Below are 22,750 nucleotides of genomic sequence, written 5' to 3'. Positions count from 1 at the left end.
GAGTAAGCCCCTCCCCACTGGGGAGGGGCTATGGGCTCAGTCCGCCGTCTTTTCGGTGTCACTGTCCTGGGTTTTGGCCTTGCCTTTGCCCTTGGCGCCCTTGGGCGGGGTGGGGGTGATTTCAAAGGCGAGCGGATTGCCGACCTTGGCATCCTCTTCCTTCTTCATTTTCACCTTGACCTCACCGCCATGGACGAGCTTGCCGAAAAGCAGTTCCTCGGCGAGCGGCTGCTTGATCTTTTCCTGGATCAACCGGCCCATGGGGCGCGCGCCATAAAGCTTGTCATAGCCCTTGGCGGTCAGCCATTCGCGCGCCGCCTCGTCGAGCTGGATATGGACATTGCGGTCGGCAAGCTGGAGTTCGAGCTCCAGGATGAACTTGTCGACCACGCGCGCGACGACCTCCGGCGGCAGATAGCCGAAGGGGACAATAGCATCGAGGCGGTTGCGGAATTCGGGGGTGAACATCTTCTTCACCGCCTCTTCCTGCACATCCTCGCGCGTCGCATTGCCAAAGCCGATCGACTCGCGCGCCATGTCGCTTGCGCCTGCATTGGTCGTCATGATCAGGATGACATTGCGGAAATCGACCGTCTTGCCGTGGTGGTCGGTCAGGCGGCCATTGTCCATCACCTGCAGCAGGATGTTGAACAGGTCCGGGTGCGCCTTTTCAATCTCGTCGAGCAGCAGAACGCAATGCGGATTCTGGTCGATCGCATCGGTGAGCAGTCCGCCCTGGTCGTAACCGACATAGCCCGGAGGCGCACCGATCAGGCGGCTCACCGAATGGCGCTCCATATATTCGCTCATGTCAAAGCGCTGGAGCGGAATGCCCATGATTGACGCCAATTGTTTGGCGACCTCGGTCTTGCCGACGCCGGTCGGCCCGCTGAACAGATAATTGCCGATCGGCTTTTCGGGATCGCGCAGGCCCGCACGGCTGAGCTTGATCGCCGAAGATAGCACTTCGATCGCGGTGTTCTGGCCGAACACCACGCGCTTTAAATCGGTTTCCAGCGTTTCGAGCAGCTTCTTGTCATCGCTCGATACCGATTTGGGCGGGATGCGCGCCATGGTCGCGATCACGGCTTCGATCTCCTTGGCGGTGATTGTCTTGCGCCGCTTCGACGGGGCGACGAGCATCTGCATCGCGCCCACCTCGTCGATCACGTCGATCGCTTTGTCAGGCAATTTGCGATCATTGATATAGCGCGCGGACAGGTCGACCGCGGCGTTGATCGCATCCGCAGTATATTTGACGCTATGATGCTTTTCAAAGGCGTCGCGCAGACCGGCGAGGATTTTCTTGGTGTCCTCCAGGCTCGGCTCGATCACGTCGATCTTCTGGAACCGGCGCAGCAGCGCGCGGTCCTTTTCGAAATGATTGCGAAACTCTTTATAAGTCGTCGACCCGATGCAACGGATGACGCCGCCCGACAGCGCGGGTTTCAGAAGGTTGGACGCATCCATCGCCCCGCCGCTCGTCGCGCCCGCGCCGATGACGGTGTGAATCTCGTCGATGAACAATATGGCGTGCGGCAGGCCTTCCAGTTCGGTGACGACCTGCTTCAGCCGTTCCTCAAAATCACCGCGATAGCGGGTGCCCGCGAGCAGCGCGCCCATGTCGAGCGAATAAATGACCGCTTCCTTGAGCACGTCGGGCACTTCGCCCTCGATAATCTTGCGCGCCAGCCCCTCGGCAATCGCGGTTTTGCCGACGCCGGGGTCACCGACATAGAGGGGGTTGTTCTTGCTGCGACGGCACAGGATCTGGATCGTGCGATCCACCTCGGCGTTGCGGCCGATCAGCGGATCGACTTTCCCGCCCTTCGCTTTTTCGTTGAGGTTGACGGTGAACTGGTCGAGCGCGGTTTCCTTCTTGTTCTTCGCCGCATCCTTGTCCTTTGTTTCTTCTTTTTCCTCTGCCTCGGCCTGCGCGGCGGGCTTGCCGCCCTTGCCGACCCCGTGGCTGAGATAGGAGACGGCATCGAGACGGGTCAGGTCCTGCTGCTGCAGGAAATAGACGGCATAGGATTCGCGTTCGGAAAAGAGGGCGACCAGCACGTTGGCGCCCGTCACCTCATCCTTGCCCGAGGACTGGACGTGCAGGATCGCGCGCTGCACGACACGCTGAAATCCGCTGGTGGGGGAAGGGTCGCTATGCCCCTCGACCCGCAGGCTGTCGAGTTCGGTATCGAGATAATGCACCACCGCCGATTGCAGGTCGACCAGCGCGACGCCGCAGGCGCGCATCACTTCGGCAGCATGGTCGTCGTCGATCAGCGCGTGGAGCAAATGTTCCAGTGTCGCATATTCATGATGACGTTCCGATGCGGCTTTCAGCGCATTGTGCAGGGTCTTTTCGAGGCTCTCCGAAAAGGACGGCATGGGTCATTCTCCTTGCGGGGGACGGCCGGGGAGGGCCGCCCCACACAATTAAGGTGGCAACGCCGTCGCCTCGCCGCAAGGGAAAAGCGGCGACTTGGACAAAATTACTCAGCCAAGCCTTGCTTTATGGTTAATCGCCTCTTTCTGCTCGCACAGGCGGGGCAAGGGCGTCCATCAACATGCCACCGCTTGACTCAGCGCCTTGCTCACCCAATGTCTGCGTCCACCATTATCCCCTCTAGCAAAAGGATGCCGCGATGACGATCAAACCCGGAGACAAGCTGCCTGAAACGACTTTGGTCAAGGCGACCGAAAATGGACCCGAACAGGTGAGCACCGCCGATTATTTCAAAGGGCGCAAGGTTGCGCTTTTTTCGGTCCCCGGCGCCTTTACCCCGACCTGTTCGGCCAAGCATCTGCCGGGCTTCGTCGAAAAGGCCGATGCACTGAAAGCAAAGGGAATCGACGAAATTGCCTGCACCGCGGTCAATGACGCCTTTGTCATGGGCGCGTGGGGCAAGGGCGCCAATGCCGATGCGATCACCATGCTTGCTGACGGCAATGGCGATTTCGCCGAAGCCGTTGGTCTTACCATGGATGGCAAGGCATTCGGCATGGGCAAGCGCGGCCAGCGTTTCTCGATGGTCGTCAACGACGGCGTCGTCGAGCAGCTCAATGTCGAGGCGCCCGGTGAGTTCAAGGTGTCGAGCGCTGATCATATGCTGGAACAGCTGTAAGCACGACATATGAGAGGCGCCGACCGGCGCCATCTTGACGTAAAAGGAGGGGGGCGGGCGACCGTCCCCTTTCTTTTTGTCATAATTTCGTGCAACAGCGTCGCGATGACATCCACATCATCACAAGAAAATTCCGACATCAACGCACGCGTCGACGCCATCATCGACGAATTGCAGGCCGCCTTTCGCGAATCGGTAGGCAATCTCAAAAAAGCCATTGCCGCTTATGTGCGCGATGGCACCTTGCCCCCCGCCGATGCGGCTGCCACGGGCCTTTTCGATTATCCCGCACTGCGCCTTGTCACCACGGGCGAGCCGCGCGAGGGGCAGCGGGGGCATAATCTTTCCTTTGGCCGTTTCGAGCGCGCCGGGGTTTTTGAAACCACGGTGACGCGCCCCGATTTGTTCGCCGATTATCTGCGCGATCAGCTCAGCCTGCTGGTTCGCCATTATGACGTGACGCTGTCGGTTACGCGCACCGGGCAGCAAATCCCCTTTCCCTATGTGCTCGACGCCAGCGACGGGTCGGATATGGGAAGCGTGACGCCGCTGGAACTGGCGCGCCATTTTCCGACCACCGAGCTTGCCGATATCGGCGATGAGCTGGCCGATGGCCTGTTCGGCCTCGATCCCAGCGCGCCGCAACCGCTGGCGCTGTTCGATGCGTTGCGTACCGATTTCAGCCTCGCGCGGCTGCGCCATTATACCGGCACCGCGCCCGAACATTTTCAGCGCTATATCCTGTTCACCAACTATCATCGCTATGTCGATGAATTTGTCGCCTGGGCCGGCGCGCAGGTGGGGCACGGATTTTACACGGCGCTCGCCGGAGCGGGCGGCCTTTATGTCGACCAGCCGGGCACCAATGCCAGCGCACTGGTTGCGGACAGCGCATGGCGACGGCACCAGATGCCGGCCTATCATCTGGTTGCGCCCGATGGCGGGGGCATCACGCTGGTCAACATCGGCGTCGGGCCATCGAATGCCAAGACGATCTGCGACCATCTGGCGGTGCTGCGCCCCGAAGCCTGGCTGATGATCGGCCACTGCGGGGGGCTGCGCCCCAGCCAGCGGATCGGCGATTATGTGCTCGCCCACGCCTATTTGCGCGACGACCATATTCTCGACCAGCTTTTGCCACCCGAAATTCCCATTCCGCCCATTGCCGAGGTACAGCAGGCGCTGGCGAGCGCGGCGGAATCGGTATCGGGGACGAGCGGCGCGGATCTGAAAAAGCGGATGCGGACCGGCACGGTCGTCACCACTGACGACCGCAACTGGGAATTGCGCTATAGCGACAGCGCGCTGCGCTTTTCCCAATCGCGCGCCATCGGCATCGACATGGAAAGCGCGACGATTGCGGCGCAAGGCTATCGCTTTCGCGTCCCCTATGGGACGTTGCTCTGCGTCAGCGACAAGCCGCTGCATGGCGAACTCAAACTGCCGGGGCAGGCGAACCGCTTTTACGAGGAAGCCATTGCCGCGCATCTGCAGATTGGTATTCGTGCCTGCGAAATGATGCGCGATGAAGGCGCCAAGCTGCACAGCCGCAAATTGCGCGCCTTTAACGAGCCGCCCTTCCGTTAAGGCGAACCATCTCAGCCATAGGCGACCCAGCCGCGCCAGGTGAAGCCCTGATAAAATTGCTCGATGCCGGTGAACCCCGCCTCGCGCATTGCGGCTTCATCCGCTTCGGGGCTGAGCATGTCGACATGCTCGGCGACCGCCTGTCGCCCCTTGGCAACCTGTTCGGGGTCACCCCCTGACGCTATTGCAAAGGCGGCATAGCGGTCGAGCCAGCGGTCGCGTGCGTCCGCTTCCTGCGGGAAGCTGCCATGGGCGGCGACAAAGGGTGCGCCGCACCGAAGCCGCGCGCGAAGCGCCTTGAGCGTACGCACCCGCTCGGCATAGGCGAGGAAATGCAGCGTGAGCAGGCAAGCGGCGCCATCGAAGGGGCCGACGGGTGCATCGTCGATGACCCCTTCGACCATTTGCGCGCGCGCGCGATGCGGCCCCATCACCTCCGCCGCCAGATCGAGCATCGGCCCGGCCGGATCGACCCCGGTGAAGCGCCAGCCGGGATGAGCATCGGCAAAGGCGCGCATCTCGCTGCCTCCACCGGCGCCCAACACCAATATATGCGCGTCGGCGGGTACGCGTTCGGCGAGCAAAAGGGTCGTCATGCGTTGCAGACCATCAAGGCCGGGGACGAAGCGGCGTGGGCCGTCATTATAGCGGGCAACCGCCGCAGTGTCCTTGAACATGTGGAGAAAATGCCGGGCACCGTCAGCCATCGGGAGTTTCCTTTTTCGGAGTGGAGGAGCGCGCAGCCATGCGCGCATGAAAGTCGGCCGCAAGTGCGGCCAGTGTCACTTGCTCGAAGCGCGTAAGGAGAAGCGTTTCCGCTTCAGAAAAACTGCTGTCGAGCGCGGCATTGACCGCCTGTTCGACCAGGCAGCCGGGGGCTTCGGTGCGGTTGCTCATCGCCATCAGGCGCGGCGCGCCGATCGCCTCATAAATGTCACGCAGGGTGATCGCCGACAGGTCGCAAGCGAGGGTCCAGCCCCCGCCATGACCCTTTTCGCTGCGCACCATTTCTCTGTTACGCAAGCCACCAAGAATACGGCGCACCACGGCGGCATTGCTTTGCATCGCCTGCGCAAGCTGTTCGGACGTCAGGGGCTGCCCGGCCTCGGCCATATGAAGCAGCACATGCAATATGCCCGAAAGGCGGCTGTCGCGTTTCATGTAACTTTAAATAATACATGATAGCGCGTCGTCAAGCGCTTCGGCGATGAAAAGCTAGTCGATGCTATCGGACAGGGCGGTGAGCGGACCGCGCAAATGGTCGCGCGCGCCTTCATAATCGGGTGGATTCCCATGAAAGAGGGCAAGGGTGATGCGCGTCCCCTGCCGCAGGACCAGCGCATAATCGCCGGTGCGATAGGCGCCGAAATGCGACAGGCTGCCATCGGCATGGACTTTCCAGCCAAGCCCGAAATATTCCGTAGCTGTTTCGCCGACAGGCCGGGCTGCGGTCATCGCGGGCAAGGGCCGCGCGGCGAAGCGGAAATAGGTGGCGGCATCACCCGACCAGCCGCCCGCCGGACCGAGCCATGGATCATAGCGCATGGCTCGGGTTTCGGGGAGGATGGCGCGGGCCAGGTCCGGATAAGCCTGTCCCGAAGCCCTTTCTACCGCCGCGCCCAGCAGGCAGTAGCCGATGTTCGAATAGACAAAGCGTGTACCGGGTTCAAACTGCCGGGCCGTGGGAGGCGGCAGGCGGGTGCAGGGGCTATGGTCCGAGCGCTCCAGCACCGGATCGCCTGCCATTTCCCGATCCCAGCCGCCGCGATGTTGCAAGATCTGGCGGACGCTGGCGCCTGCTATTTGTTGGTCGAGGCTCAATCTTCCCTTGCTCACCTGATCGAGCACCAGCGCAGCGGTGATCGGTTTCGACAGGCTGTAATAGCGGTAGAATTCGTCTGGCTCAGCGTCGATGGTGACAAGGCGTGGGCGCGTTTCACCGACATTCCCTATGGCAATGGTGGCGCCCGACAGATGGAGCTCCTCCATCGCGCGGCGCACCTGTTCCTCGGGACTGGCGGGACGGAGCATGAGAAAAAGCTGAACGACGAGGATCAGAAGGAGCGCCGCGAGCGCGGCCAGCTTCCAGCGCGGGGCAGGGACCTCGGGGCTGCTTTGCGCGGCGCCGACGATCGGGCGGTCGAGATCGGTGTCGGCGGCCATGTGCGGCCTATGGCAGAAGAGGGTTGCGGGCCTGTTAACTGCATCGCAGAGGCAGGGCGGTGCAAATGCGCTTGATCGCTGCAACGCGCCCTGATAGCGGAGCAGGCGATGACCAACGACCGAACCCAACGATTCAAGGCGTATTGGCGCTCCTTTATCTAGGAGCGGCATGGCATCAACCTGTGACCATCGCCGCCGTGTCCGGACAGGCGAATGGTCATCATCATACCACCCCCCAACGGTTACGGCGTGCGTTTTTGAAAGAAGACGCGACATGACCGATACTTTGCTTTCGCTTTCGACCCCGCGGTGCCGCATCGCGCCCCTGCACGCCGATGATGCGGCGGCGCTGGCAGCGATCACGGACGATAGCGTGACGTCGCAGGTGCATTTCCTGCCGACACCCTTCACCCTTGCCGATGCTTGTGCGCTGATCGCGCGGTCGGGCGGCGGCGATGTCTTTCACGCCGTGCGCGATGCCGACAGCGCGCTGATCGGCGTCATCGGCGTGCATCGCCTGGCGTCGCGCGAATATGAGGTCGGATACTGGTTCGCGGCGCGCGCGCGGGGGCAGGGGATTGCGACCGAAGCCGTTGGCGCGCTGGTCCGCTCGCTCGCCGAGGGGCAGCCCGACGCGACGATCATCGCCGAATGTCACCCGGACAATGGACGCTCGCGCGCCTTGCTGCGCCGTATCGGCTTTGCGGTGACGGGGCGCCCCGGACGCAGGCCGGGACGGATGCGGATGACCTGGCTGCCCGCGCCGGTGGACCGGATCGATGTGTGCTGAGCGCCGCTGCGCCCCCCCCCCCCGCCAAATGTCAGCCGCGCGCCCGGCTGACGATGGCATCGATGGCCCCGGCCTCTTCGTGCACCTCTTCGGTCAGCGCCTTGGCGATAGCCGCGACCGATGTGGGGGCATAGGCAAAGCCCATATGGCCGCAGTCGACCTCGATCTGCCGGTCGCTTTCATGCGGCTGGCCGCGCGCGCTGTTCACGGCGATCACCCCGTCATGTTTCGACCAGAGGGCGAAGGTCGGCATTTCCGGGCGCGGAGCGGGATGGAAATCGACCGGGGGATTGTCGACAGGGTGGCGCGCGATCAGATGATAGAGGCGCCAGGCGCGGTTGGCACGCCGGCTACCCGAAAAGGGCGAGCCGAGGGTGACGACCCGCGCAACCTTGTCGGGGTGACGCTTGGCATATTCGCGCGCATAAATGCCGCCAAGGCTCCATCCTACCAGCGCAGGTGCGCGCCCGGTACGGTCGATCACCCACTGAACGCGGCTGTCGATGCGCTCCATGATGTCAGGGGTCGCCCCGCGATTGAAGCCCAGCCCCCAGCCATAGCAGCGAAAGCCCGCGCGGCGCAGATCGGCGCGCAAGCCCTTGGTCGCCCAATCGCCCGACAGAAAGCCCGGCAGTACGATCACCGGGGGATGGTCGCTGTCAGGATTGGGTTCGGGGGGCATGGGACGCACGCGCGCCGACATGGCGCGCAGCAGCGACGCCGCCTCGCGCCATAAAAGGCCGAGTGGTGGGGGCGCGTCGGGATCGGGGACGCGGACGGGCCATTCGGCGCGGCGAGAGAGAAAGGCGCGGATCATCGGCGGCATATAGGAAGGTGGGAGCGCAGAACCAAATCGCGGCCCGCTCCCTCCTTCGCTCGCCTTGATCGGCGCGCCTTCGTCACCTTTTGGGAACCAGCTTCAGCAGCTTGCCGTCCGCCCCGTCGGAAAGCAGCCAGACAGTGCCGTCGTCGCGCACCTCGACCTCACGGATCCGCACGCCAAAGCCCCAGCGATCCGCCTTGTGGAGCTTGTCGCCGACGATCTTCATCCGCACCAGCCCTTCGCCGGACAAAGCGCCCATCAACAGACTGTCTTGCCAGCCCGGATAAAGGTCGCCCGCATAATAAGCGAGGCCGGCGGGGGAGACAGCGGGATTCCACCACAGCTTGGGCGCGGCAAATTCGGGGCGGGTCGGATGGTCGGGGATGTCCTCCCCGCTATAATGATCGCCGTTGGAGACAATGGGATAGCCATAGTTGGAACCCCGTTCGACCAGATTGACTTCATCGCCGCCCTTGGGCCCCATCTCCTGATTCCAGAGGCGCCCTGCGCCGTCGAAGGCAAGGCCCAATATATTGCGATGGCCCAGCGACCAGATTTCCGCCGTAACCCCGCCCCGGTCGGCAAAGGGGTTGTCGGCGGGCACGCTGCCGTCGGGCTTGATCCGGACGATCTTACCCAGATTGGCTTTCATATCCTGGGCGGGGTCAAATTTCTGCCGCTCGCCAGAGCCGATGAAGAGATATTGGCCGTCGGGCGAAAAGGCGAGGCGGTGCGAATAATGGCCGCGGCCCGTTACCTTGGGCTGCTGGACCCAGATGCGTTCCAGCCCCTCCAGCCGGGGGCTTTCGCCCTTGGCAAGGCGTGCCCGGCCAACCACCGCGCCATAGCTGTTTTCCGGTCCGGCTTCGACCCAGCTGAGATAGATCATCCGGCTGGTCGCGAAATCGGGCGCGAGGATCACATCGCCAAAGCCGCCTTGCCCGCCATAGGCAACCGGCGGCACGCCTGCGACGTCGAGAACGGCCCCGCCCTCTTGCCATAATTTGAGTTGGCCAGATTTTTCAGTGATGAGCGCCAAATGCGTGTCGGGGATGAAAGTCATCGCCCAGGGTTCGTTGAAGCTTGCGACTTCCGTGACCGTAAAGGGCGCTTCCGTAAGCGGCGCAGCGGGATGGTCGCCATTGCCATCTATCGCGCTGTTCACTGTGCTGCTTGCTGCGGCGTTGCCGTCGGGCGCGCCTGCCGAACAGGCGGCAGCAAAGGCGGCGATTGGCAGGACAACGGCGGATATTCGTCTCATCGCTTCAAAACTCGCTTTGCTGGAAAGGAAGAATGAAGTTTTACGCGCCCCCGCTGTGAAGTCGAGCGATTTGAAGCAACTATTCCTTAGCTCAGCGCGCCGTTCCGCCGCGCGGTGATGGCTTCAACGCTGTTCATGATTGCGTCCATGGCTTCGCTCGCCGGGGCCGCATCGGCGCGCCGCTGTGAAAACTGGCCGCGCGCCATGATCTGTTCGAGGGCGGTGCGTGCACGAGAGACGCGACTTTTCATGGTGCCAAGCGCACAATTGCAAATCTCTGCAGCCTCCTCATAGGAAAGCCCGCCTGCGCCGACGAGGATGAGCGCTTCGCGTTGGTCCTGCGGCAATTCCATCAGTCCGCGCTGAAGATCGGCCATCTCGCCCGTATCTTCTTGGGATGCGGGTGAAGAGAGGGTGCGCTCCACTACGGCTTCGTCATAATCGCCGCGAAACTTGTTCCGGCGCATTTGCGAGAGGAAGGTGTTGCGCAGGATCACGAATGTCCAGGCCTTGATCGAGGTGCCACGCTCAAAGCGGTCGCGTGAGGCCCAGGCCTTGACCATCGTGTCCTGCGTCAGATCGTCGGCGAGATCGGGATTTCCCGACAGGCTGCGACCATATGCGCGCAGATGCGGAATGACCTCGGCGAGCAAAGCCTTGAACTCACGGTCCGACAGGCGCGTGTCACTGGTCGGTTGCGGCGCGGCTTGGATATGGGCCATTATTGTTTGGCACTCTTTTGATCGAGCTCGGCCAGAAGGTCGAGCATTTGGTCGGGAAGCTTTTCGGCAAGAATATTGCCGTAAATCATGCGAAGCTTTGCCGTCACAGGCTCGGGCGATTGGCGCCCCGTCAGGGTTCGGTGCCATTGATCGCTGTCGGTCCCTGGAAAGCTGCCCTTGGTTACGCCATGGGCCGCGCTTCCGCCCGATGGCGAATCCTGTGCGCCGGACGAGCCGCTGGGGGGCGCCCTGTCATTCATCCTGTTGTTGCCGTGTGTAGCCATGGTAGAGCAACGAGGCAGCGCGGCGCTGGTTCCGCGCTTTGCGCAATTTTTGCATAGCCCCTCGCAAGAAAAGCCCGCATAATGGGAGCATCACCCCTGCCCCTATTGTTCCTTGGCTTTGCCTTCCCGGCACGGCTCCTTGCGGACCATGATGGCGAATCCAACCCGGTCGAAAGAGGAGCCGTCATTGTTATCCATTGCCTATGTCAGCGTCGCGGACCCCATGATCAGCGAAAAGGATATTTCCCGGCTTGTGGCGCAAGCGCAGCGGAATAATGAGCGCGCAGGACTGACCGGGGCTTTGCTATTCAACGGCCGCAATTTTTTCCAGATATTGGAAGGGCCGGAGGCAAAGCTCGAAGCCTGTTTACAAATCATTCGTATGGACCCGCGCCATTCGGGCATGGTCGAGGTGCGGCGGCGGCCAGTGGACCGGCGCGATTTTGCCGGTTGGTCGATGCTTTTTCATCATGTTGAGGGCGAATATGTGCAGGATTTGGAGCGGCTTGCCGCCCGCGGGACGCTCGACCGAGAAGACGAGCGAATGATGACCAATTTTCTGGCACTGGGGAACCGGCCTCGCGCCTGACCCCAGGCGCCTGATCAAGCGAGAAGGCTGGTTATCACTCCGCAATTGCAGCGGATTGTGTAACGCTTTGCTTTGCACCGCCGCTTTGGTCCGCTAGTCTAGTGTCGGACGGCGGTCGGTTATGGCTCGTCTCGGGCAGCCTCCGTCTTAACAAAGGGCATCTTATCAGCGACACCTTATCCCAGCCACTCGACGACGACTGCTTCAAGCGCGAGCTTGCGGCGATGCTGCCGCATTTGCGCGCCTTCGGGCGCAGCCTGTGCGGCAATGCAGACCTGGCCGACGATCTGGTGCAGGAAACGATGATGAAGGCGTGGAAAGCGCGCGCCACCTATATTCCCGGTCCGGCAAGCATGAAAAGCTGGGCTTTCGTCATTTTGCGCAATTGTTTTCTGTCGCAGCTGCGCCGCCGTAAATTCACCGCAGAATATGATGAAATCGCTGCCGAACGCCTGCTGATCGCGCCTGACAATCAGGATGACTGCCTGCATCTTGCCGATGTTCAGCGGGCGCTGCTGATGCTGCCAGTCGACCAGCGCGAGGCGCTGATCCTGATCGGTGCGGGGCAGCTTTCCTATGAAGAAGGAGCTGCCATCTGTGGCTGCGCGGTAGGGACGATGAAAAGCCGCGTGTCGCGCGCGCGCAGTGCGCTGCAGTCCATATTGGACGGCACAGGAAATATGATGCCCGGCCGGGAGGCCGGCGATATATTGCCGAGCGAAGCCTTTGCCGCGATCATGGACAAGGTAGAGGATCTGACGGGGCGGGTGCTGGGTAAATAAGCAGTCGCCATTTCCGGTCGTGCGTTTCGTGTGTGGAAGTTGGCGAAAGTGTCATGGAGCGTAAGGTCGGGGCGGCCGCCACATTTCGATATTGTCTTTATTTATCAAAATATTATATAATTTCGACATGGTTTCAGCGCCCTTGGGGTGAGTGAAAGTGGAAAGGCCCGGGCCACGGCCGGCCCAGCCCGCTGCTCAGGCTGCAAGCTGGGGGGTGAAAAGCAGGCTTTGGCTGATCGCCGCGCGCACCGTATTTTCCCGAAAAGGCTTGGAAATGAGGAAGGTGGGCTCGACGCAATTGCCGGTGAGCAAGCGTTCGGGAAAAGCGGTGATGAAAATGGCAGGAACGGGCGCGCGCGCCAATATGTCCTGCACTGCATCAATCCCCGAAGACCCGTCGGCAAGCTGAATATCGGCGAGCACCAATCCGGCTTCGGTGCGTTCAAAAGCCGCGACGGCATCGTCATGGGTGGTGGCGATGCCCGCGACTTCATGCCCCAAGCTGCGGACAATCTGTTCCAGTTCCATGGCGATCAGCGGTTCATCTTCGATGATCAAGACCGAGGTGCGCGATTCCCTGTCGATTTCGGCAACGGCCTCTTCAAGCAGTCGCTCGACCGTTTTGTCATCGGTGCCCGTGATAATGGCGGTATCGGCGACGCTAAAGCCTTCGAGAGCGGTAAGCAGCAAGATTTGCCGCGCAAGCGGAGTCATGATGGCAAGGCGGCGGTTGGCGGCGCGCACCAGCGGGTCTTCCTCGGTGTCATCACCTTCGCCATCGGTGAGGAAGGCGCTTTCCCATATGCGATGGAAATGACGGTAAAGGTCAATACGGCTTCCATGCCCGGCGCTGAACTCTTCAGGGGCAGCGACGATCACCTCAAGCGTCGTGTGGACAAAATTATCGCCATGCTGCTGGCTGCCTGTCAATGCGCGCGCATAGCGGCGCAGAAACGGTAAATGTCCACGAATCTCTTCGCCCAAACCCATTGATTGCCTCCCACAATGAAAGCGAGATACGCGCGCTGAAGCGTTTCGGTTCCCATTTAATTCAAAAGACGCTTTGTCTCCTGCAACTTGTAGGGAGGAAATGCGTAGAATCCTTCAGTGGCGCCAGGAGGCCGTGATAAGCAAATGGAATGAAACGCTTTTCCATATTGACGGTCCGAGACGCTTTTTTGGGAACCCGATTCATGGCAGAGCAATCCGAGAGGCAGAAGGATATGACGGCCTCGACGGATAAAGAGGGGCGGGATTTGGCAGTCAGCAACCAGCGTCAAGACGATATGCGCGAACAGGAGCGGCTGGAAACGCTGCGTGAATATCGGCTGCTGGACACGTCCCCCGAACAGGCATTCGACCGGGTGACTGCGTTGGTCGCCGATTTGTTCGATGTGCCGATCGCGTTGGTGGTGCTGGTCGATGACCGCCGACAATGGTTTAAATCGGTGCATGGGCTGGATGTTCCGGAAACCCCGCGGGACATCAGCTTTTGCCAGCATGTGGTGGTGGAAGAGCGGCCAGTGGTGGTTTCGAACGCCCTGGAAGACCCGCGTTTTCGCGACAATCCCCTGGTAAGGGATGATCCCCACATCCGTTTTTACGCCGGGGTTCCCCTTCGTGCGCCCAATGACGCGGTCATCGGCACTTTATGCATCATTGATCGCAAGGCGCGCGAAGCCCCCGATGCGCGGGGAATGCAGCGGCTGGAAGATTTTGCGGCGATTGTCATGGCCGAGGCCGAATTGCGCCGCACCGCTTTCCAGCGCGATGAAACGCGCCATATGCTGGAGCGCGCGCTTGATTTTTCGAGCGTGGCCATCTGGCAGCTTGATCCCGATAAAAGAGGATTGAAATGGCGCGGGGCCACCGCCGAATTATGGGGCGGCGATTATGAGCGGTTGACGACTGCGGACGCGGCCATGGAACGTATTCATCCCGATGACCGCGACAAGGTGCGCGCCGCGCTCGACGACGCCATCGGCAATGGTGTCCCTTATTCGAGCGATTTCCGCGTCCTTCATCCCGACCGCGGGGTGCGCTGGCTTGCCGGGCGGGCGGATTGGGATGTGCGCAGCAATGAAGCGGTGCTGACCGGTATCAACATCGACATTACCGAGCAGAAGAGCCGCCAGGAAAATGCCAATTTGCTGATGCGCGAATTGCACCACCGAATGCGGAACCTTTTTGCCACCGTGGGCGCCATCATTTCCTTGACCCGGCATAATTCGCGCGACGTCGAAGACTATGTCGACCGGATCAGCAGCCGGCTCGACGCGCTCAACCGTGCGCAAAATGTCTTGCTGGGCGCCAATTTCCTCACCGGCTCGATTCATGCGCTGTTGCGCGAGGTCGAGGCCGCCTTTCCGCGCATCCGCTGGGAAGGCCCTGACCTACTGTTACCGGAAAATGCCCTGGTCTCCATGGCGCTGCTCTTCAACGAGCTGGCGACCAATGCGGTCAAGCATGGCGCCTTGTCGACCGAACATGGCCGCGTCGATGTTCAATGGTCGCAGGATGACGAAAATGTCGAACAGCGCCAGTTCCGGCTGCGCTGGACCGAGACGGGCGGGGAAGGCGAAGTGATCCCCCCAGAGCGCACCAGCTTTGGCACCTTGCTGATGGAACGCAGCGTCCGCAACAATCTGGGCGGAACGATCGAACGGCGGTGGGAGCCGACGGGGCTGGTGTGCGAGATCAGCCTGCCTGCGCGCTGGCAGGAGGCGTGAGGGGCCGATCGGCTCTCGCTGTCCCCTAGGGCCACAGATAGAGAGCAAGGCCAAGGGTTTCGCTGCGTAGCGCTGTCCCGCTCTGGACTCCGGCTTTCGCCGGGGGTCGCGCAATTTGCTGGAATAGGATCGTCACCCTCAAACACAGTGTTCTTTTTTTGTTCTCTCTGCTAAAGCCAAGGAATGAGCAAGCCGAATCTTTTGTCCAAGCTCGCGATATTGGCGGATGCCGCCAAATATGACGCCTCCTGCGCCTCTTCGGGAACGATCAAGCGGGACTCGACCGCGACCGGGGGCATCGGGTCGACCGAAGGCATGGGCATCTGCCACAGCTATGCGCCCGACGGGCGCTGCATCTCGCTCCTCAAGATATTGCTCACCAATTTCTGCGTTTACGATTGCCGCTTCTGTATCAATCGCGCGTCGAGCAATGTGCCGCGTGCGCGTTTCGACCCGCAGGAGGTCGTGCGGCTCGCGCTCGATTTCTACAAGCGCAATTATATCGAGGGGCTGTTCCTTTCGTCGGGGATCATCCGGTCCGAAGATTATACGATGGAACAGCTGGTCGAGGTCGCGCGGCTGCTGCGCGAGGAGCATCGCTTTCAGGGCTATATCCATCTGAAGACAATTGCGGGGGCGGATCCTGCGCTGATCGCACTCGCGGGCATTTATGCCGACCGGCTGTCGACCAATGTCGAATTGCCGACCGAGGCGGGGCTGGCCAATTTCGCGCCCGAGAAAAAGCCGGCGACGATCCGCAAGACGATGGCGTCGGTCCGCACGCGCGAGGCCGAGGTGCTCGACGCCGCGAAAAGCCGGTTGATCGGCAAGGCAAAGCCGCCGCGTTTTGCGCCTGCGGGGCAATCGACACAGATGATCGTCGGGGCCGACGCGGCGCGCGACGATGATATATTGAAAAGCGCGGCGAACCTCTATTCGGGCTATCGCCTGCGCCGCGTCTATTATTCGGCATACAGCCCGATCCCCGACGCGAGCAGCGACCTGCCGCCGGTCCGCCCGCCCCTGATGCGCGAACATCGGCTGTACCAGGCCGACTGGTTGCTGCGCTTCTATGGCTTCGAGCGCGCCGAGATCATGGCGGGCGCGCAAGGCGGCATGCTCGACCTGGCGATCGACCCCAAGCTTGCCTGGGCGCTGCAGCGGCGCGAAGCTTTTCCGGTCGATATCAACTGCGCGCCGCGCGAAATGCTGCTGCGCGTTCCGGGGCTGGGCACACGCGCGGTGGATCGGATCATCGGTGCGCGGCGGCTGGGTAAACTTCGCCTCGCCGATCTGGGAAAAATCACCGTATCGGTTAAAAAATTGCTTCCCTTTATCCTGACGCCCGACTGGCGGCCGGGGATGCTGACCGACAGCGCCGACCTGCGCGCGCGTTTCGCGCCGCCGCCCGAACAATTGGCGCTTGCCCTGTGAGGGAGGTGGTGCTCGAGACCCCCGGCGATTTTGCCGAATGGCGCGCCGCTGCGCGCGGGCTTCTCGCCGCCGGGGTGCCGCCCGAGGCGGTGAGCTGGCGCGGCGCAGGCGAGGGGGCGTCGCTGTTCGGCGATGCGGGAACCGCGAGCGCCGAGGCGAGCGTGTCGGTGTCGCGCGAATTGCTCGTCATCGCCGACCGCGTGATCTGCCACCGCGATGCCGAGGTTCCCGCGCGGCTTTACCGTATCGTCTGGCGCGCGGCGCGCGACCAGCAATTGCTCGCGCGGCGCACCGATGCCGATATCGATTGGCTGATGAAGGCCGACAAGGCGATCCGCCGCGACATTCACAAGATGCACGCCTTTGTGCGCTTTCGCCGGATCGGCGACGATGCCGGGCGTGAGCGTTTCGCGGCATGGTTCGAACCGTCGCACCGTATCCTTCGCCTGACCGCGCCCTTTTTCCAGCGGCGCTTCACCGGCATGGACTGGGCAATCGTGACCCCCGATGCGCGCGCGATCTGGGCCGACGACGAGCTCCGCTTCGGTCCCGGCGGGACGCGCGACGAGGTGCCGGTCAGCGATGTCGTCGAGGATCAATGGCGCACCTATTATGGCGCGATCTTCAATCCCGCGCGCGTCAAGATTGCGGCGATGCGCGCCGAAATGCCGAAGAAATATTGGCACAATTTGCCCGAGGCGCAGGATATCGCGCCGCTGCTCGCCGGGGCCGAGGCGCGGGTGGAACGGATGCGCGCCGAGGCCGTTTCGATGGCGAACCCCCGGACGGAGAAATGGCGGACGCGCGTGGCCGAAACCGGCACCCCGACAGATGAAGTGGCGACGCTGGGCGAGCTTGCCCACGCGGTCGACCGCTGCACGCGCTGCCCGCTCCATTGCGATGCGACGCAGGGCGTCGCGGGCGAGGGGCCTCAAGGCGCGCGCATCATGGTGGTCGGTGAACAGCCGGGCGATCAGGAAGACTTGCAGGGGCGTCCTTTCGTTGGACCCGCCGGGCAATTGCTCGACGCGGCGCTGGACGAAGCCGGGATCGACCGGCGGCGGATTTTCCTCACCAATGCGGTCAAGCATTTCAAGTTTCAGCCGCGCGGCAAAAGGCGGATCCACCAGACGCCGACGGCGGGCGAGATCGACGTTTGTCGCTGGTGGCTCGACAAGGAGCGCGCGCTCGTCCAGCCCGAACTGATCGTCACGCTTGGCGCAAGCGCGCTGCGCGGCGTGACGGGCAAGAGCGCGAGCATCGCGTCGATGCGCGGCGCGGTGCACGCGCTGGAGGGCGGGGCGAAGCTGGTCGCGACGGTGCACCCCTCTTACCTCCTGCGGCTTCCGGACCGCGAGCGCGCGGCGAGGGAGCGCGAAGCCTTTGTCGCCGACCTTGCCCGCGCGCGAAAGCTTGCCGCCTGATGGCGAAGCCCTGGCTCGAACCGCATCCGCACGGGCTGTATGTGAAGCCCGCCGATTTGTGGATCGACCCGTCGCGGCCCGTCGAACGCGCGGCGGTGACGCACGGCCATGCCGACCATGCGCGCAGCGGGCACGCATCGGTATTCGCGACCCCCGAAACACTCGCGATCATGGCGCTGCGCTATGGCGTCGATGTCGCGGCAAGCGCGAACCGTGGCTTTGCCTATGGCGACGGCTTTGAACGCGGCGGGGTGCGTTTTTCCTTTCATCCGGCGGGGCATGTGCTCGGCAGCGCGCAGATCTTGATGGAATATGCGGGTGAGCGCATCGTCGTCACCGGCGACTACAAGCGCCGCGCCGACCCGACCTGCGCGCCGTTCGAGGTGGTGCCGTGCGACATTTTCATCACCGAGGCGACCTTTGGCCTGCCGGTGTTCCGTCACCCGCCTACGGGCGAGGAGATCGCCAAGCTGATCTCGGCGGTGCGCGCCGAGCCCGACCGGTCGGTGCTCGTCGGCGCCTATGCGCTCGGCAAGGCGCAGCGCGTGATTGCCGAACTGCGCGCGGCGGGGTGGGACGCGCCGATCTTCATCCACGGCGCGCTGGAGAAAATGTGCACGCTTTATGCCGAGCATGGCGTCGATCTGGGGCCGCTGCGGCTGGTGAGCGAGGCGGGCAAGGAGGAGATGGCGGGGCAGATTGTGCTCGCGCCGCCCTCCGCGCTGAACGATCGCTGGTCGCGGCGGCTGCCGAACCCGGTCACCGCCATGGCGTCGGGCTGGATGCGCGTTCGCCAGCGCGCGCGTCAACGGATGGTCGAACTGCCGCTCGTCATTTCGGACCATGCCGATTGGGACGAACTCACCGCGACGATTGCCGAGGTGAACCCGAAGGAAAGCTGGATCACCCACGGCAGCGAGGACGGCCTGCTGCGCTGGTGCGAGCTTCACCAGCGCAAGGCGCGCGCGCTGCACATGGTCGGGCGCGATGTCGACGATGAGGGCGGGGAGGAGGAGGCGTGAAAGCCTTTGCCGCGCTCATCGACCGGCTGATCTACACGCGGTCGCGCAATTCAAAGCTCGCGCTGATCGTCGATTATCTGAAGCATAGCCCCGATCCCGACCGCGGCTGGGCGCTCGCCGCGCTCACCGAAGCGCTTGATTTTCCGGCGGTGAAGGCGGGGACAGTGCGCGCGCTGCTCGCGACGCGCGTGGACGAGGAATTGTTTCGTCTGTCGCGGCATTTCGTCGGCGATACGGCGGAGACGGCGGCACTGCTGTGGCCGGACGCAGTGGCGATCAGGGAGGATATCAGCGTCGCCGACGCCGTCGCCGCGCTGTCGGCCGCCACGCGGAGCAATGCCGCCGCCGTGCTGACCGGGCTGCTCGACCGGCTCGATGCCGACGGGCGCTACGCGCTGCTCAAGATGGCGCTCGGCGGGATGCGCGTCGGCGTGTCGGCGCGGCTTGCGAAGCAGGCGTTCGCGCAGGCGTTTGACGTTGGCATCGACGATGTCGAGGAGCTTTGGCACGCCATTGCTCCGCCCTATGAGGCGCTGTTCGCGTGGGGCGAGGGGCGGGCGGCGCGGCCCGACCTCGCTGATGTCGCTTTCTTTCGCCCCTTCATGCTCGCGCATCCGCTCGAGGAGGGGAGCGTCGATCTTGCCGACTATGCCGCCGAGTGGAAATGGGACGGCATCCGTGTGCAGATCGTGCATGCGGGCAGTGGCGACGGCGGCGAGACGCGCATCTACAGCCGCGGCGGCGAGGAGATCAGCGCGGCCTTTCCCGAACTCGTCGCGGCATTCGATCAGGAGGCGGTGATCGACGGCGAACTGCTGGTGCGCGGCGCGGCGCAGGGCGGTGAAGAGGGCGGCGCGGCAAGCTTTAACGCGCTGCAACAGCGGCTGGGGCGCAAGACGGTGACGAAGAAGATGCTGGCGGAATCTCCAGCCTTTGTCCGTATCTATGACCTTCTGGCGGTCGATGGAGAGGATTTGCGCGGCTTGCCATGGACGGCGCGGCGGCAGCAGCTCGAAGCCTTTGTCCCGCGCCTCGCCGCAAGCCATTTCGACCTGTCGCCCTTGGTCGAGGCCGCCGATTTCGAGGAGCTAGCGGAAAAGCGCGCGGGCGGGCGCGATGCGGCGATCGAGGGGGTGATGCTCAAGCGGCGCGATGCGCCCTATGTCGCCGGGCGGCGCGCGGGGCTCTGGTATAAATGGAAGCGCGACCCGCTGACCGCCGATTGCGTGATGATGTATGCGCAGCGCGGCAACGGCCGCCGCGCGAGCTTTTATTCGGATTATACTTTCGGCTGCTGGAACGAAGCGGGCGAATTGCTCCCCGTGGGCAAGGCCTATTCGGGCTTCACCGACGAGGAGCTGAAATGGCTCGACAAATTCGTGCGCACCAACACGGTCGACCGCTTCGGCCCGGTGCGCGAGGTTGAAAAGACGCTGGTGCTCGAAGTGGCGTTCGATTCAATCCACGCGTCGAAGCGGCACAAGTCGGGCCTCGCGATGCGCTTTCCGCGCATATCGCGCATCCGCCGCGACAAGCCCCCCGAGGAGGCCGACCGGATCGCGACATTGCAAGCGATGGTGACCTGACCCCATCGGACGAATGGGAAAGCGCAAAACCGCGGACTTTCGAACAATTTTTCCGCGTCATGGGGTTGCAACTGTGGCTCTTGATACCGAGTTAGCGAGGCGACACCAAAAAAGGAGACTGCCATGACGATCGCTCACCCCCCGCTTCCCTATGCCGATGATGCGCTGGCGCCGCATATTTCGGCCGAGACGCTGCAGACGCACCATGGCAAGCATCACAAAGCCTATGTCGACAAGGTGAATGCCGCCATCGAAGGCACCGATCTTGCGGACAAGAGCCTCGAAGAGATTATCCGTCATGCCGAAAGCAGCGGCAACAAGGGGCTGTTCAACAATGCCGCCCAGTCGTGGAACCACGCTTTTTACTGGGAAAGCATGAGCCCGTCGAAGAGCGCGCCCGCCGGTGATCTGGCCGCCGCCATCGACCGCGATTTCGGATCGCTCGACGAGCTGAAAAAGAAGCTGAAGGAAACCGCCGTCAATCATTTCGCGTCGGGCTGGGCGTGGCTGGTCGCCAAGGACGGCGAGCTGTCGGTCACCGACACGCACGACGCCGGGACCGAGGCGACCTCGGGCACCAAGCCGCTGCTCGTCGTCGATGTGTGGGAACATGCCTATTATATCGACCGCAAGAATGTCCGCCCCGCCTATGTCGATGCGGTGGTCGATGAACTGCTGAACTGGGATTTCGCGGCGGAAAATCTCGCCCGCGATGGCGTCTGGACCTATCCGGCCTGATGATTTCACCCCGCTGGCAGCTTTTGTCGGCGGGGTGTTTGCCCAGGGTGCTGACCCTCGCTGATGTGACCTATCCCTGGCGCCGCGCGTCTTATATAGCGCCGCCATGACAATCAGCCTTTTCGAACTCTTCAAAATCGGTGTTGGACCCTCCAGCTCGCATACGGTCGGGCCTATGGTCGCCGGGCGGCGTTTCGGCCTGTGGCTCGACGCGCATGATCTGCTGGCGCGCACCGCGCATGTCGAGGCCGATCTTTACGGCTCGCTGGCGCTGACCGGAAAAGGCCATGCCTCCGACACCGCGCTCGTCGCGGGCCTGGCAGGAGAAATACCCGCCGAGACGAGCCTCGCCGCCATTCAGGCGCATTGGACACGCGCGGAAACGGAAGGCGCGCTCTATCTGCTGGGGCGGCGGCGCGTGCGTTTCGAACCGGCGCGCGACCTGCATTTCCAGATGCGCCAGCGCCAGCCCTTTCACACCAATGCCCTGTCTTTCACCGCGCGCGATAGCGATGGCGAAATATTGGCGAAGCGCATGTATTTCTCGATCGGCGGCGGCTTTGTCGTCGATGAAGAGGAAGCGGGGCGCAACAGCCGCGGGGCGGAGGATGAGGTGACGCTGCCCTATCCCTTCACCTCGGGCGCCGACCTGCTCGCCATGGGCGAAGCGTCGGGCAAGAGCTTTGCCGAGATGATGCTCGATAATGAACTGGCCCATCGCAGCATCGAAGCGGTGGAAGCGGGGCTCGACGCCATCGCCGCCGCCATGGATGCATCGATCGACGCCGGCTGTTCGAGCAAGGGCATTTTACCCGGCGGGCTGAAGGTCAAACGCCGCGCGCCGCAAATTGCCGCCGATATTCGCGAGCGGCATGAAGCCAATCTGAGCGACCCGATGCAGATGATGGACTGGATCAACCTGTGGGCGATGGCGGTGAATGAGGAGAATGCGGCCGGCGGACGAGTCGTCACCGCGCCGACCAATGGCGCGGCGGGGATCCTTCCAGCGGTAATCCGCTATTATCGGCGCAGCTATCGCGGCGATGCCAAGGGGGTTCGCACCTTTCTGCTGGCGGCGGGCGCGGTGGGGGCGCTTTACAAGCGCAATGCCAGCATTTCGGGCGCCGAAGTCGGCTGTCAGGGTGAAGTGGGCGTCGCCTGTTCGATGGCGGCGGCGGGGCTCACCGCGGCTTTGGGCGGCACCAATGCCCAGATCGAAAATGCTGCCGAGATCGGCATGGAGCATAATCTGGGGCTGACCTGCGATCCCATTGGCGGCTTGGTGCAAATCCCCTGCATCGAACGCAATGCCATGGGCGCGATCAAGGCGATCGACGCGAGCCGCATCGCGATGATCGGCGACGGCACCCATTTCGTCAGCCTCGATTCGGTGATTGCGACGATGCTGCAAACGGGGCGCGACATGCGCGACAAATATAAGGAAACATCGAAGGGCGGACTGGCGGTGAATGTGGTGGAATGTTGAGGACGCTTCCTTCATCGTCACCCCGGACTTGATCCGGGGTCCATTCACGCCAGCGCTGAAATAGTGGACCCGGATCAAGTCCGGGATGACGAAGCTGGGGCCAATGGTGACAGCTCGCGGTCTGCACGACACCTTTGTGTCTTTGTACCTTTGTGTGAAAAACAATTCGCGCAGCCTTGGCGGTAGACCGCAGGGCCATGAATGC

Annotated in this window: 21 protein-coding genes; 12 read left to right on the top strand and 9 right to left on the bottom strand. The window is 62.8% G+C overall.

Annotated features, from left to right (window positions below; translation table 11 throughout):
• Nucleotides 1-36 precede the first annotated feature (36 nt).
• On the bottom strand, nt 37-2,388 hold the full coding sequence (gene clpA, locus JV18_RS0107675; protein ID WP_033074048.1) for an ATP-dependent Clp protease ATP-binding subunit ClpA: 2,352 nt from the start codon (nt 2,386-2,388) through the stop codon (nt 37-39).
• Nucleotides 2,389-2,645: 257 nt separating this feature from the next.
• On the opposite strand from clpA, the gene JV18_RS0107670 reads away from it, so the two are divergent.
• Complete coding sequence (locus JV18_RS0107670; protein WP_033074047.1) at nt 2,646-3,125, top strand: peroxiredoxin; 480 nt, start codon at nt 2,646-2,648, stop codon at nt 3,123-3,125.
• Nucleotides 3,126-3,230: 105 nt separating this feature from the next.
• A complete protein-coding gene (locus tag JV18_RS0107665; RefSeq protein ID WP_052071815.1) occupies nt 3,231-4,712 on the top strand; it encodes an AMP nucleosidase in 1,482 nt (493 codons plus the stop codon).
• An 11-nt stretch (nt 4,713-4,723) separates the two neighbouring features.
• On the opposite strand, the gene JV18_RS0107660 is transcribed toward JV18_RS0107665, so the two are convergent.
• From JV18_RS0107660 to JV18_RS0107650, 3 genes are read right to left on the bottom strand one after another with little or no spacing between them, the layout of a single operon-like run.
• Nucleotides 4,724-5,419 carry a class I SAM-dependent methyltransferase gene (locus JV18_RS0107660; RefSeq protein WP_033074046.1) on the bottom strand — a complete coding sequence of 232 codons (696 nt, stop codon included), beginning with the start codon at nt 5,417-5,419 and terminating at the stop codon, nt 4,724-4,726.
• A complete protein-coding gene (locus tag JV18_RS0107655) occupies nt 5,412-5,873 on the bottom strand; it encodes an Rrf2 family transcriptional regulator (RefSeq protein WP_033074045.1) in 462 nt (153 codons plus the stop codon). The genes JV18_RS0107660 and JV18_RS0107655 overlap by 8 nt, the downstream gene beginning before the upstream one ends.
• 54 nt (nt 5,874-5,927) lie before the next feature.
• Nucleotides 5,928-6,875 (bottom strand): serine hydrolase domain-containing protein, encoded by a 948-nt coding sequence (locus JV18_RS0107650; RefSeq protein ID WP_033074044.1) that lies wholly within the window; start codon nt 6,873-6,875, stop codon nt 5,928-5,930.
• A 274-nt stretch (nt 6,876-7,149) separates the two neighbouring features.
• On the opposite strand from JV18_RS0107650, the gene JV18_RS0107645 reads away from it, so the two are divergent.
• The gene (locus JV18_RS0107645; RefSeq protein ID WP_033074043.1) at nt 7,150-7,665 is read left to right on the top strand and encodes a GNAT family N-acetyltransferase; all 516 of its coding nucleotides are present in this window, start codon (nt 7,150-7,152) and stop codon (nt 7,663-7,665) included.
• 31 nt (nt 7,666-7,696) lie between these two features.
• Here JV18_RS0107645 and JV18_RS0107640 read toward each other — a convergent pair whose 3' ends face one another.
• From JV18_RS0107640 to JV18_RS0107625, 4 genes are all read right to left on the bottom strand, one after another.
• Nucleotides 7,697-8,491 (bottom strand): esterase/lipase family protein, encoded by a 795-nt coding sequence (locus JV18_RS0107640; RefSeq protein ID WP_235302959.1) that lies wholly within the window; start codon nt 8,489-8,491, stop codon nt 7,697-7,699.
• A 73-nt stretch (nt 8,492-8,564) separates the two neighbouring features.
• Nucleotides 8,565-9,749, bottom strand: a complete 1,185-nt coding sequence (locus JV18_RS0107635) for a PQQ-dependent sugar dehydrogenase (RefSeq protein ID WP_033074042.1) — start codon at nt 9,747-9,749, stop codon at nt 8,565-8,567.
• An 86-nt stretch (nt 9,750-9,835) separates the two neighbouring features.
• Nucleotides 9,836-10,471, bottom strand: a complete 636-nt coding sequence (locus tag JV18_RS0107630; RefSeq protein WP_033074041.1) for a sigma-70 family RNA polymerase sigma factor — start codon at nt 10,469-10,471, stop codon at nt 9,836-9,838.
• Nucleotides 10,471-10,731 (bottom strand): NepR family anti-sigma factor, encoded by a 261-nt coding sequence (locus tag JV18_RS0107625; RefSeq protein ID WP_033074040.1) that lies wholly within the window; start codon nt 10,729-10,731, stop codon nt 10,471-10,473. The genes JV18_RS0107630 and JV18_RS0107625 overlap by 1 nt, the downstream gene beginning before the upstream one ends.
• Nucleotides 10,732-10,903: 172 nt before the next feature.
• On the opposite strand from JV18_RS0107625, the gene JV18_RS0107620 reads away from it, so the two are divergent.
• Complete coding sequence (locus JV18_RS0107620; RefSeq protein WP_327195757.1) at nt 10,904-11,344, top strand: BLUF domain-containing protein; 441 nt, start codon at nt 10,904-10,906, stop codon at nt 11,342-11,344.
• Between the two features lie 224 nt (nt 11,345-11,568).
• A complete protein-coding gene (locus tag JV18_RS0107615; RefSeq protein WP_081944832.1) occupies nt 11,569-12,126 on the top strand; it encodes a sigma-70 family RNA polymerase sigma factor in 558 nt (185 codons plus the stop codon).
• Nucleotides 12,127-12,321: 195 nt separating this feature from the next.
• On the opposite strand, the gene JV18_RS0107610 is transcribed toward JV18_RS0107615, so the two are convergent.
• Nucleotides 12,322-13,116, bottom strand: a complete 795-nt coding sequence (locus JV18_RS0107610; RefSeq protein WP_033074039.1) for a response regulator — start codon at nt 13,114-13,116, stop codon at nt 12,322-12,324.
• Nucleotides 13,117-13,382: 266 nt separating this feature from the next.
• On the opposite strand from JV18_RS0107610, the gene JV18_RS0107605 reads away from it, so the two are divergent.
• The 7 genes from JV18_RS0107605 to JV18_RS0107575 all read left to right on the top strand — a co-directional run bounded on the left by JV18_RS0107605 (nt 13,383) and on the right by JV18_RS0107575 (nt 22,545).
• Nucleotides 13,383-14,855 carry a sensor histidine kinase gene (locus JV18_RS0107605; protein WP_235302956.1) on the top strand — a complete coding sequence of 491 codons (1,473 nt, stop codon included), beginning with the start codon at nt 13,383-13,385 and terminating at the stop codon, nt 14,853-14,855.
• Nucleotides 14,856-15,038: 183 nt separating this feature from the next.
• Nucleotides 15,039-16,289 (top strand): putative DNA modification/repair radical SAM protein, encoded by a 1,251-nt coding sequence (locus JV18_RS0107600; protein ID WP_033074038.1) that lies wholly within the window; start codon nt 15,039-15,041, stop codon nt 16,287-16,289.
• Nucleotides 16,286-17,713 (top strand): UdgX family uracil-DNA binding protein, encoded by a 1,428-nt coding sequence (locus tag JV18_RS0107595; RefSeq protein WP_033074037.1) that lies wholly within the window; start codon nt 16,286-16,288, stop codon nt 17,711-17,713. Before JV18_RS0107600 ends, JV18_RS0107595 begins: the two co-directional genes overlap by 4 nt.
• Nucleotides 17,713-18,735 carry a ligase-associated DNA damage response exonuclease gene (locus JV18_RS0107590; RefSeq protein ID WP_033074036.1) on the top strand — a complete coding sequence of 341 codons (1,023 nt, stop codon included), beginning with the start codon at nt 17,713-17,715 and terminating at the stop codon, nt 18,733-18,735. Before JV18_RS0107595 ends, JV18_RS0107590 begins: the two co-directional genes overlap by 1 nt.
• Complete coding sequence (locus JV18_RS0107585; RefSeq protein WP_033074035.1) at nt 18,732-20,321, top strand: cisplatin damage response ATP-dependent DNA ligase; 1,590 nt, start codon at nt 18,732-18,734, stop codon at nt 20,319-20,321. The genes JV18_RS0107590 and JV18_RS0107585 overlap by 4 nt, the downstream gene beginning before the upstream one ends.
• Nucleotides 20,322-20,444: 123 nt before the next feature.
• The gene (locus JV18_RS0107580; RefSeq protein WP_033074034.1) at nt 20,445-21,059 is read left to right on the top strand and encodes a superoxide dismutase; all 615 of its coding nucleotides are present in this window, start codon (nt 20,445-20,447) and stop codon (nt 21,057-21,059) included.
• 106 nt (nt 21,060-21,165) lie between these two features.
• Nucleotides 21,166-22,545 (top strand): L-serine ammonia-lyase, encoded by a 1,380-nt coding sequence (locus JV18_RS0107575; RefSeq protein ID WP_033074033.1) that lies wholly within the window; start codon nt 21,166-21,168, stop codon nt 22,543-22,545.
• The last annotated feature ends 205 nt before the right edge of the window (nt 22,546-22,750 follow it).

This window comes from Sphingopyxis sp. MWB1 (assembly GCF_000763945.1).
Taxonomy (GTDB): domain Bacteria; phylum Pseudomonadota; class Alphaproteobacteria; order Sphingomonadales; family Sphingomonadaceae; genus Sphingopyxis.
The sequence above is the reverse complement of the archived record's forward strand: the minus strand, read 5'-3'. Positions and strand labels throughout refer to the sequence as shown.